The 2,308-nt window shown below is 45.2% G+C and carries 1 tRNA gene and 1 rRNA gene; both read left to right on the top strand.

The window, feature by feature from the left end:
• The first annotated feature begins 418 nt into the window (after positions 1-418).
• Positions 419-1,947: ribosomal RNA gene (locus HMPREF9010_RS00045) — 16S ribosomal RNA — on the top strand.
• Positions 1,948-2,203: 256 nt separating this feature from the next.
• Positions 2,204-2,280: transfer RNA gene (locus HMPREF9010_RS00050), tRNA-Ile, on the top strand.
• Positions 2,281-2,308 lie beyond the last annotated feature (28 nt).

Genomic DNA, 2,308 nt, shown 5'->3' with positions numbered 1-2,308 from the left:
GAAAAGAACAAAAAACTTCCGGAAAAGTTTGGATTATAATAACTAAAGTTCTTATCTTTGCAGTCCGATTCGCAAAGAAAAACGGCCGGAGTTCTTCTTTTGTACCTTCTTTCCCTTTCGCATAGAGAGTCAGAGAAACCAGCGTAAAAAGAAAAACTAAAAAAAACTTCCGAAAAAGTTTGGTAGTTAAAAATAAAGCCTTTACCTTTGCACCCGCTTTTAAAACGAAAGCAACAAGTTCTTTGAAATATTGATAAACAATACAAGTAGTACAAGTAAAAAAATAGAACCGTCAATACTTGTCTTATGAAGTAGTGATACAATTAAGACTAATAGGTATTTGAATAAGGTCAATAAATTTACGGCGTCCTGAACAGAGCAAAAAAAGTCATCTTAACAGATGATAAAAAATACTTTTACAATGAAGAGTTTGATCCTGGCTCAGGATGAACGCTAGCTACAGGCTTAACACATGCAAGTCGAGGGGCAGCATTTTAGTTTGCTTGCAAACTGAAGATGGCGACCGGCGCACGGGTGAGTAACACGTATCCAACCTGCCGATAACTCCGGAATAGCCTTTCGAAAGAAAGATTAATACCGGATAGTATACGAATATCGCATGATATTTTTATTAAAGAATTTCGGTTATCGATGGGGATGCGTTCCATTAGTTTGTTGGCGGGGTAACGGCCCACCAAGACTACGATGGATAGGGGTTCTGAGAGGAAGGTCCCCCACATTGGAACTGAGACACGGTCCAAACTCCTACGGGAGGCAGCAGTGAGGAATATTGGTCAATGGGCGAGAGCCTGAACCAGCCAAGTAGCGTGAAGGATGAAGGCTCTATGGGTCGTAAACTTCTTTTATATGGGAATAAAGTATTCCACGTGTGGAATTTTGTATGTACCATATGAATAAGGATCGGCTAACTCCGTGCCAGCAGCCGCGGTAATACGGAGGATCCGAGCGTTATCCGGATTTATTGGGTTTAAAGGGAGCGTAGGTGGATTGTTAAGTCAGTTGTGAAAGTTTGCGGCTCAACCGTAAAATTGCAGTTGAAACTGGCAGTCTTGAGTACAGTAGAGGTGGGCGGAATTCGTGGTGTAGCGGTGAAATGCTTAGATATCACGAAGAACTCCGATTGCGAAGGCAGCTCACTAGACTGTTACTGACACTGATGCTCGAAAGTGTGGGTATCAAACAGGATTAGATACCCTGGTAGTCCACACAGTAAACGATGAATACTCGCTGTTTGCGATATACAGTAAGCGGCCAAGCGAAAGCATTAAGTATTCCACCTGGGGAGTACGCCGGCAACGGTGAAACTCAAAGGAATTGACGGGGGCCCGCACAAGCGGAGGAACATGTGGTTTAATTCGATGATACGCGAGGAACCTTACCCGGGCTTAAATTGCAACAGAATATATTGGAAACAGTATAGCCGTAAGGCTGTTGTGAAGGTGCTGCATGGTTGTCGTCAGCTCGTGCCGTGAGGTGTCGGCTTAAGTGCCATAACGAGCGCAACCCTTATCTTTAGTTACTAACAGGTGATGCTGAGGACTCTAGAGAGACTGCCGTCGTAAGATGTGAGGAAGGTGGGGATGACGTCAAATCAGCACGGCCCTTACGTCCGGGGCTACACACGTGTTACAATGGGGGGTACAGAAGGCGGCTACCTGGTGACAGGATGCTAATCCCAAAAACCTCTCTCAGTTCGGATCGAAGTCTGCAACCCGACTTCGTGAAGCTGGATTCGCTAGTAATCGCGCATCAGCCATGGCGCGGTGAATACGTTCCCGGGCCTTGTACACACCGCCCGTCAAGCCATGAAAGCCGGGGGTACCTGAAGTACGTAACCGCAAGGAGCGTCCTAGGGTAAAACTGGTAATTGGGGCTAAGTCGTAACAAGGTAGCCGTACCGGAAGGTGCGGCTGGAACACCTCCTTTCTGGAGCGATGCCGTAACTGTCACAAAACGTGGCAGCCACTTAAAGACTTTAAAGGTTCTGTTTTTTGTACTACTGGTACTTGTTTATTTATAACATATAGATCAACCATCTATAGAAGTATAGATAGAGATAAACAAGAGAAAAAAGAAGCCGAGTCTAACATACAGGTAGACAAGGTTGAATTATCGAGCAAGAGAGAGCAGAAGCGATGCTTGCATCGATTATGCCGAAAGCAGCCGATAATGCGTAGAACATAGTCCTATAGCTCAGTTGGTTAGAGCGCTACACTGATAATGTAGAGGTCGGCAGTTCAACTCTGCCTGGGACTACCAAGCTCAAGAATGAGGAACAGCGAAAGCT

Origin of the sequence: Bacteroides sp. 3_1_23, assembly GCF_000162555.1 — a bacterium.
GTDB lineage: Bacteria > Bacteroidota > Bacteroidia > Bacteroidales > Bacteroidaceae > Bacteroides > Bacteroides ovatus.
Note: the sequence above shows the minus strand (reverse complement) of the source record. Positions and strands in the feature narration are given on the sequence as shown.